The sequence below is a fragment of the Pedobacter sp. 01N416 genome (assembly GCF_056399685.1).
Window position 1 is genome coordinate 20859 of record NZ_JBFTRT010000003.1, and the last position, 9454, is coordinate 30312.

6 protein-coding genes are annotated in these 9454 nt (G+C 38.9%); 2 read left to right on the forward strand and 4 right to left on the reverse strand.

Annotated elements, in window-relative coordinates; genetic code table 11:
* Nucleotides 1-4: 4 nt before the first annotated feature.
* A complete protein-coding gene (locus tag AC1DND_RS00360; protein ID WP_477578169.1) occupies nt 5-2980 on the reverse strand; it encodes a SusC/RagA family TonB-linked outer membrane protein in 2976 nt (991 codons plus the stop codon).
* 433 nt (nt 2981-3413) lie between these two features.
* Nucleotides 3414-4427 carry a LacI family DNA-binding transcriptional regulator gene (locus AC1DND_RS00365; protein ID WP_477578170.1) on the reverse strand — a complete coding sequence of 338 codons (1014 nt, stop codon included), beginning with the start codon at nt 4425-4427 and terminating at the stop codon, nt 3414-3416.
* A 294-nt stretch (nt 4428-4721) separates the two neighbouring features.
* Between AC1DND_RS00365 and AC1DND_RS00370 the strand changes: the two genes are divergently transcribed.
* On the forward strand, nt 4722-5081 hold the full coding sequence (locus AC1DND_RS00370; protein ID WP_477578171.1) for a response regulator: 360 nt from the start codon (nt 4722-4724) through the stop codon (nt 5079-5081).
* Nucleotides 5082-5324: 243 nt separating this feature from the next.
* Here the strand turns inward: AC1DND_RS00370 and AC1DND_RS00375 are convergent, their stop codons facing one another.
* Entirely contained in the window at nt 5325-5588 is a 264-nt protein-coding gene (locus tag AC1DND_RS00375; protein WP_477578172.1) for a DUF6717 family protein, read from the reverse strand.
* Between the two features lie 26 nt (nt 5589-5614).
* Here AC1DND_RS00375 and dinB point away from each other — a divergent pair, with 26 nt between their 5' ends.
* The gene (gene dinB / locus AC1DND_RS00380) at nt 5615-6610 is read left to right on the forward strand and encodes a DNA polymerase IV (RefSeq protein WP_477578174.1); all 996 of its coding nucleotides are present in this window, start codon (nt 5615-5617) and stop codon (nt 6608-6610) included.
* Between the two features lie 669 nt (nt 6611-7279).
* On the opposite strand, the gene AC1DND_RS00385 is transcribed toward dinB, so the two are convergent.
* Nucleotides 7280-9352, reverse strand: a complete 2073-nt coding sequence (locus AC1DND_RS00385; RefSeq protein WP_477578173.1) for a glutaminase domain-containing protein — start codon at nt 9350-9352, stop codon at nt 7280-7282.
* Nucleotides 9353-9454: the final 102 nt, after the last annotated feature.

A 9454-nucleotide genomic window follows, 5' to 3' on the forward strand; every position in this document is an offset into this window, starting at 1 on the left:
CTTATTAAAAACCAACATTAAAACCTAAAGTATACGTGCGCGGACGCGGATATAGGTTATAATCAATACCACCGCTCAACTCAGGATCTATACCATTGTACTTGGTTACGGTAAAAACATTTTGGCAGTTTGCGGATATCCTTAACGATGCTGTTCCGGTTTTAGATAACTTGCCGGCGTTGTAAGAAATACCTGCATTGTCCATTTTCAGGAATGAAGCGTTTTTAATATAATAATCACTTAAGAACTGGTTGTTCTGGAAATTGGTTGCCAGAAAATCTGTTGATGCATTGTTGATTACACCTGCCGGACTTAAGATATTCGCTCTGACACCAAAGTTTGATGAAACGTTATCATATATGTAGTTACCAAAGTTAGCCCTAAGCGACGTGGTAAAACTCCATTTCTTGTACGAAAAGGACGTATTGAAACCCAGGGTAATATTTGGATCAGGTGATTTATAAAAATACTGATCGCTGGTATTGATCACGCCATCTTTGTTTAGATCTTCATAAACACCTTCTAAAGGTTTTCCATCTGTGTTATACACTTGTTTGTATACGAAAAAAGATCCGGGGATTTGGTTAACGGCATTGTATTTTAAGGTAACACCGGTACCACCTGTAATATCGCCTGCACCAACTTTCGAAGCAGGATCTGGATTTAAGGTTAAATTGGTTACTTTTCTTTTGTTGTATGCAATGTTTACACCAAAATCCCAGCTGGTATTTTCGGTTTTGATTGCCGAGAAGTTTAAGCTTCCCTCAACACCTTTAACATCCATATTACCCACATTCGTTGTTAACTCGTTGTTAAAGTTCGTACCTACGGGAATATTGATTTTGCTTAAAAGATCAGAAGTCTTTTTGTAATACACATCGATACTTCCGTATAAACGGCCTTTCATAAAGCCATAATCCAAACCTGCATTATAGGTGGTAGTAGTTTCCCATTTCAGATCAGGATCGTAAGCTGCCGGAGTATAATAGTTATAAAAAGTATTACCGATCTGGTATTGGCCGGTATTGCTATTGGCATAATATTTAGATAGGTAATCGTAATAGCCAATACCATCTTTATTACCTGTTTGACCATAACTTAAACGGAGTTTTAAATCAGAAACCGATGAGCTGTTTTTCAAGAAATTCTCGTTTGAAATTCTCCAGGTAAAAKCAGCTGAAGGAAAATAGCCCCAACGGTTTTGCGCTGCAAATTTTGAAGAAGCATCAGCCCTTAATGTTCCAGATAAAATATATTTATCTGCCAAAGTATAAATAAACCTTCCGTAGTAAGAAAGTAATTTATCACGATCGGTAGAGAAAGGGAAAACAGGTGTTACCAACGCCTCTCCGGTGCCTTTGTAAGAAGTAAAGTTGAAACCGGTTTTCGAGTTATCGTAATATCCGTAACCTGCAGTTACATCAAAACGGCTTTTAATGCTCTCTACAGTGTGTGCATAGTTTAAATAAAACTCAGAAAGTTTGTTGGTTTCTGTATTCAAAGAATGGGTGTATGATCCTAAAGTTGAAATGCTCTGTGCAGCATAAACCGGAATACGCACATCACCATAACCTTTAGACAGATCGTAACCTAAATTTAAATTAGCGTGCAATTCTGGTAAAAAGTGGAAAGAGTAATCGAAACGTGCGTTACCAAAACTTCTTTCGGCATTACCATTGTTATCGTTCAGCCTGATTAAACCTACCGGGTTGCGAGGTGCATTCGGATTTACCGTACCATCGCTTCTTAACCATTCGAAGTAGTTACCAAAGCTATTACTTGCGTTTACTGATTGTGTTGGATCGAACTGGATAGCAGCACCAACAGCACCGGCATTGGCAAAATGCGACTGGGTTAACGCACCTTTTAAGTTTAAGTCGATTTTTAAATGATCCTGGAATAATTTTGGCGAAATGCTGATTGCACCGGTTCCACGAGAAAAATGATCGGTAATCAAAAGGCCTTGCTGATCTAAATAACCAGCAGAAACACGGTAAGGAACCCCTTTAAATGAGCCTGCAATGCTTAAACTATTATCGGTAGAAAATGCGTTCTGATAAATTTCATCCTGCCAATCGGTATTTGAACTGCCCAGTAACGAAGTAAATTTTTTACCATCGTCATAACTGGCATTGGGGTTCGCATTTACGAAATCACGGATCTGGCCTGAAGAAAGGATATCCACCTTTTTAGCAACCGTGGCGATAGAATTGTTGGTGCTAAAATTAAACACCGGTGCACCTGATGCACCTTTTTTGGTCGTAATTAAAATTACCCCGTTCGATGCCCTCGAACCATAAATAGCTGTTGCATTTGCATCCTTTAAAACGGTAAAGGTTTCGATATCGTTCGGGTTGACCAATGATAAAGGGCTTGGCGCATTACCAATAGCGTTACCACTGAAGGGAACCCCGTCAATTACGATAAGAGGATCGTTACTTGCATTTAATGATGCCCCACCACGGATACGGATTTGGCTACCTACTCCAGGTTGACCACTATTAGAGATAATGTTCACCCCTGCTACCTTACCCTGGATCAATTGTTCAGGCGTAGTAATGGTACCTTTCTGAAAATCTTTCGAGTTTACTGTGGTAATAGACCCGGTTAGGTTTTTCTTTTCTGCAGTACCATAACCGATTACCACAACTTCATTCAGTTTTTGTGCATCGGGGGCCAATTGAAAATTAACAGTAGCATTTACTGAAATGCTTACAGCTTTATCAAGGGTTTGATAACCGATAAAACTTGCAGATAGCGTTATCGAACCATTCGATAAACCTGCTAGTTTATAATTACCATTAGCATCTGTTGATGTACTTCTTGTTGTTCCTTTTACAACTACAGAAGCGCCAGGTAATGGCAGGCCGGTTTCATCAAGCACTTTACCAGATACCGATCCGGTTTGTGCTTTTACCATTAATGCTGAAAAAACTAACAGCACCAAAAGCCCCTGTTTTAACAGGTAAAATACTCTCATATTTGAAGCTCGTTTAAGTATAAAAATTTGGTTAAATATTATAGTGATTTACACATAGGCCTAATTTACAGCTGTTAATGATATTTCAAAATTTATTTAAAAAATATATTTCGGGCCAAAATATCAACAAGAAAATCAATGTAAAAATCAGCTTTTCGCCCCAAATAAAAATCTATATTAAATAATTTTTAAATTTCCAATAATCTGATAATCAATAAATTAAAAATGTTAAATTTTAATTTAAAGTGTAAATATTACACTAAGTCATTTTTGAAGCTTTTTTCGGGAACGTTCCCGAAAAAATTGGAGCGAAATTCAAACATCTTTCGGGAACGTTCCCGAAAATAAGTCAGAATTCTGCGTATTTTACACTAAGTGACAAAAATTTTTGAAAATTTTAAGCTGAAAATCACCCCCTTTTTAAGGGCTTTTTTTACCCGTTTACGGTCGAATTCCGCTTGATAATTTTAGACTCTAAAACCACCTCATTTGGTAGGTTCTTATCGGCATGATCATCTAAAATAGTAAACAGTAATTTAGCCGCTTCCTCTCCTATTTCGGTAGCGGGTTGAGTGATTGTAGTGAGTGAGGGATTTAACAAAGGAGCAATTTCCAAACTGGAGAAACTGATCACCTTTAAATCTTTTGGGATGTTGATATTGAGATCGTAACACGCATAGTAAGTGGCAAAGGCCAAACGTTCTACTGAGGTAAAAACACCATCCGGTTTCAATTGCGTTAACGCCTCTTTAATGATAATGCTATTTTCTTCGTAACTGTTACTGCAATCAACTATCAGGTTTTCTTCGAAAGGAATCTGATGTTTAGCCAATGCATCAAGATAGCCCTGCATGCGTGTTTTACCTATCGATAAACTTTTATTCACCACCAGGTAGGCAATTCTACTGCAGCCCTGCTCTATTAAATGCTCAGTTGCCAGAAAACTGCTGTTATAATCATTTGTAATTACCCTTGGCGTATCAATATCTTCGTAAATCCGATCGAAAAACACCAAAGGCAGCCTTTTACTTCCAAATTTATTAAGGTAATTATGATCGTTAGCTTCTCCTGAAACCGACATTACAATACCATCGGCCCTACCATTGTGCAAATGGCGGATAAAAGTTACTTCTTTTTTATAATCATCATCCGTTACGTAAATCAGAATATGGTAGCCATTTTCTCTGGCTACGCGTTCAATACCGTGAATGGCCTGTGAGAAATAATTATTGGCCAATTCGGGTACAATAACGGCAATGGTTTTACTTTTTTGCTCCCTTAAATTACTGGCGTAGTGGTTGGGCTGATAGTTTAATTCTTTTGCTTTGGCTAATATACGCGCTTTGGTAGCCGCATTAATGTCACTATTATCCCTAAAAGCCCTCGAAATTGTAGAAGTAGATAATTTTAAAGCTTCTGCTAACTTCTTAATATTAATACTATCCATTTTTGGCCATTGAACCCAATTAATTTGAATTAATGCTGTAAATATAAACTTTAAATATCCGAAATATTTTATAAGCTTTAAAATTATACATTTCGTGTCCAATTTATATGGCCAGATAATCGGCTGTGAAATTCAGCCTCAAAATCTTTAATCGGCCAATGGTAAAATTGTTTAAATAAATATTCATTTTTTTWAAAACAAAAAGCATCTTTACCGCTTTAATAATTATACGCTCTTAACCATCTTCTCATTTACCGATTGAAAAACAAAACAATATGAAATAAAATTTACAAAATGGCAAATAAGAAAATACTCATAGCCGATGACGACGAAGGAATTGTTGATGCTGTGACGATGATTTTAGAAGTGATGGGTTATGATGTTGAATTTACATATGATGGCGGGGCGGTAATAGATGCAGTAAAAAATAAGCCAGATCTAATTATGCTCGATATCTGGATGAGTGGACACGATGGCAGGGATATATGCAAACAGCTTAAAAACGACCCTCAGTTTAAGGAAATCCCTATTTTAATGATCTCGGCCAGTAGAGACATCAGACAATCTGCGCTAGATGCCGGTGCCAATGATTTTATGGAAAAACCATTCGAGATGGACTCCTTACTTAATAAAGTAGAGGTATTGTTAGATTAGTTTGATATTACCTAGAACCGTCACCCTGACCTGTAGCGAAGCGGAAAGCTACTGAGTAAACCGAGCCTTAAGCTAGCTCACCGAAGGTAATTTATTTCAGGGTCTTTTGCATGATGATCCTGTTAGGGAAAAATTAATAATGGTGAATCAATATTAAAAGAATTGCAGTTAAATGGATCCTGAAACAAGTTCAGGATGACGAACGTAAGGGAGGTTTACATAATAGAATCTTAATGATCACACTTAACTAATCTCCTTAAAATAAATCCGTTCAGGCAATTGCTTAAAAACAAATTCCGTTACCTGGCAAAGCCAAAGTTTATGGTTCTTAAATTCTCCTCTAAATTTTTCTAACAGATAGTCGCCACCACCGCCCAAATTCTCTTCCCGGACATAAACAAGATCTAAAATTTCGGCATTTTCAATAGGCACATCAGCCATCAGTAATTTGCATTCATCCCCGGCAATCGCTATCCAGTTCAATAATTCATCGGCACCCTCTACCATTTGCAGATCGGCTATATCTCCTCCCCATTCCGGTATATCGGCATACCACCGATAGCCGAGGCGTAGTTTCTACAGCCAGTTACGAAGCGCGGCAATATGGAATCCGCTCTGCAATGTCGAGCAGTAAAGCTTACCAGCTTTGCCCGACAGCAATTTTCGTATACCCCCGTTTTGATGCCTATACCGCGGTTTCGAAAGCGCTTAGGGAAATTTTTAGCCGGTACACCGATATTATAGAACCCCTTTCGCTGGATGAAGCTTACCTTGATGTAACGGAAGACAAGCTCGGAATCGGATCGGCTATTGATATTGCTCAATCCATTAAAGATGCGATTAAAAATGAGTTAAACTTAACGGCTTCGGCAGGCGTATCGATCAATAAATTTGTGGCCAAAGTAGCTTCAGATATGAACAAACCGGATGGTTTAACTTTTATTGGCCCATCGAAAATTGAGTCTTTTATGGAAAAACTCCCGGTTGAAAAATTTTTTGGGGTAGGCAAAGTTACCGGCGCCAAAATGAAGGCCATGCAGATTAATACAGGTGCAGATTTAAAAAAATTAACTGAAGCCCAGCTTGTTGCCCAATTCGGGAAATCGGGAAGATTTTATTATAAAATTGTTCGTGGTATTGATGAACGCCCCGTTCAGTCGAATCGCGAAACCAAATCAGTTGGTGCAGAAGATACCTTTTCGGAAGATACCAATGAAGATTCGGTGATGCACGATCTGTTAAAACAGATCAGTGAAACCGTGGCCAAACGTTTGGAAAAATATCAACTCAGTGGAAAAACGGTAACCCTAAAAATCAAGTTTGCCGATTTTAAACTGATTACGCGCAGCCGGTCTTTTGCCCAACCGATAAACAAAGCAGAGGTAATTTATGCTGAAGCGATTAAACTTTTGGAAGAGGCCGCTATCGGCACAACGCAGGTGAGGCTTTTGGGCATTACCTTATCGCGTTTTTATGATGATGTAGAGATTGAAAAGCCAGAAAGTAATCAGCTGGAGTTTGAGTTTTGATCAGATAAATCATTATTGTGATGAGCTATTTCAGCCGAAGAAGTAATCTTACAACAAACGCTATGATTTTATTTCGGTCGGTGAGACACCAACCGATAGGATAATTTCCTAGTTTAAAAACACCAATTTTCATTTGGAGCGCRAGGCCAGTACAAATCAATAAGTTTCTTCCCGTTTTACGCTTATACGCTTCGCTTCCTCGTKCCTCGTTGCTGCAGGGTAACGCTGCAACCRGGGCTATTGGSCCAAAACAGCATTTCATTTTCGGGGTTGTTGGGTGCAGAAACCCTTGTTCCTAAACCTGATTGGAGCGAACACGATTGCAACGGAGTAAAGCGTAAAGCAGGACTAACCGCCTCCAAGAACCACAGGCCAGTCATTTTCTAATTCTAATAGCTACTCAAATAGCTTTTTTTGCTTGTATACATAAGCTGTTTATTCGGTTTGTGAGAACACAGACTAAGGAATAGATTGCTATGGCCAACCCTACATTAAGTTTATGCATTTTTCCATTCGTGCCGTCACCCTGAATTCATTTCAGGATCTTTATAGCGGGAAAGATGCTGATCCCGAACATTCGGGACAGCATGACGATCGCGCTCTTATCAAACATAAAAAAGGCCCTACAAAAATGCAGAGCCTTTAATTGTTAATTTTAAGGGGTAAAATTTATTTGCCAGCTAATTTATCGGCAAGCATTTTCATGTAAAAACCGCCTACTACACTCCGGGCTTTAAAATTATCGCGGATACCGGTATTTGAATCATAAAAATCGTTTAAAGGCACTCTCGACTCAGTTTCGATAGCGTGTTTGTAAACCGGGTGAACCAAAGCTTCGAATTCTCTTTGTGTAGGTGCAAAAGTAGCAGTCCACAAGATCCAGTCATTTTTAGTGTAGGCCTTTCTGCTATCCAACGGAATACCATATCTATTTTGTTTAGTCAGGTAATATTTGGTTTCGGTTTCGTATATCTTTTGCGGAAACAGGTTTAACTTCAGCACCTTATCCCAAACCAGGTTATACTTCTGGCTCCATGTATTTTTATTATCAAAAGTTAAGGCGTAGTGATCGCCAGCATCGGCCATTTCTATCCATTTTGGCACCATACTTTCGGCAATAGCCCTATATTTTTGGGCTACATCATCATAACCTAATGTTTTGGCCATCTGCGCATAACAGGCTATACCTACAATCGCTTTTACCGATAAGTTGGCATTACGGGCCAGATGACCAGCAAAATCATCGGTACATAACTGCGTTTTTGGATCTAAGCCCTCTTTGGTTAAATAATCAACCCAGGTGGTTAAGGTTTTCCAATGCGCTTTGGCATAATTGGCATTCCCCTGTGCTTTGGCAATTGCTGCAGTTAAAATAATCATGTTGCCCGATTCTTCTACAGGCATTGGCTCGCCATAAGTTTGTCCGTTTGCTAACGGATAGGTTCCCAGATCGTGAGCTGCCCAAGGGTGAGGATATTTTCCGCTTTCGCTGAAATAGAAAATACCATTCAACATGCCCTGTAACAGTTCAGGATTATAAATCAGGTACAATGGTGCCGAAGGGTAAGTTACATCAACCGTATTGATAAAACCACCACTGTTGTTTTCCTTAGATAACCATAAAATTTCACCCTGCGGGCTCTTTACCAAGGTATGTGCAGCAATGCTCTGGCGATAACCTAAAACACATAAATCGGCATACTCTTTACCACCTGATTTTAAGGCATCGGCATACAAAGTTTTGTTAAAAGCTTCACACTTCTGAATCACGTTTTTATACTCGTCTGCAGCCGCGGTTAGTTGCGCTTCGATGGTTTCTTTACCTGAGGTATTCCACCATGGCCTTAAATTTTTATTGAAGTATTGAACAGCATAAATTTCATCATAGCCCAGTTCAACATATTTTTCTACCGCAGCTTTACCCACTGTTCCAAACGGGATAACAGTATTTAATGCGAGCATTTTGCCCTGCTTAGCGGTTGAAGCTGAATTTCCTTTTCTAAAAGCATCGGCAGCATCTTTTTCGGCTGTTACAAACTGGATGGCGTTGCTGGTTTTTGGTGCAGCTACGTAAAAGTAACCCCAATCGATCCGCATATCGTCACTTGCTTTTTGAAGAACCGGCTGCTCAACCGTTCCCGTTTTTAATACCGATAATTTGGCCGTGCTGTATTTGCTTGCTGTAACTTCTTGCGTAGGACGATAAACCGCAATGTTTGACGATGCACTGAGGTATACTTTTACCTGGTGGGTTTTACCATCATTTGCTTTTACCTGATAGGAAACGTAAGAAACCGGACGGGCAAATAAACCCAAATCGTTCATTAACAAGGGAGAGGTAAAAGTTAATTTTAAATCAACCTTCCCGCAGGTAAAGTTATAAATGGTTTGTGTGGCATTAATATCAACGCTTTTCTGTTTGGCTATCTGTACTTTTTCTGCATTGTCTTTTAGCTTTTCTACTAAACCAAAATCGAGAAAACGGCCACCTGCAGTATTAATGAGGTGGATGGCGATTACATTCGGTCCGGATTTTAAAGCACTTTTATCACTATTACTTAAGGCAATATATTGGAAATTATTGGTCCAGCCTTCTTTGGTATAGATTTTCTTCCCATTTAGGTAAACCTCAATATTATCATCGTGGTTTATTTTTAAAAACAGTTCGTTTATTGATGCGGGATTAGCTACGTTAAAGGTTCTTCTTACCCAGATATCATGCGATTTCCATAATGTTTTCACATTTTTAGCATCATCTCCTATTGGTGCATTACCTGTTTGCCAGTTGCCTGCCGCATAGTTTGCAGCTTTCCATTATCCCTGTGGCTCGGTTTCTGTATAGTT

Bases quoted from the DNA above. Each gene is read 5' to 3' on its own strand.
- AC1DND_RS00370 (WP_477578171.1), top strand. From the start codon at position 4,722: ATGGCAAATAAGAAAATACTCATAGCCGATGACGACGAAGGAATTGTT.
- AC1DND_RS00375 (WP_477578172.1), bottom strand. From the start codon at position 5,588: ATGGTAGAGGGTGCCGATGAATTATTGAACTGGATAGCGATTGCCGGG.
- AC1DND_RS00365 (WP_477578170.1), bottom strand. From the start codon at position 4,427: ATGGATAGTATTAATATTAAGAAGTTAGCAGAAGCTTTAAAATTATCT.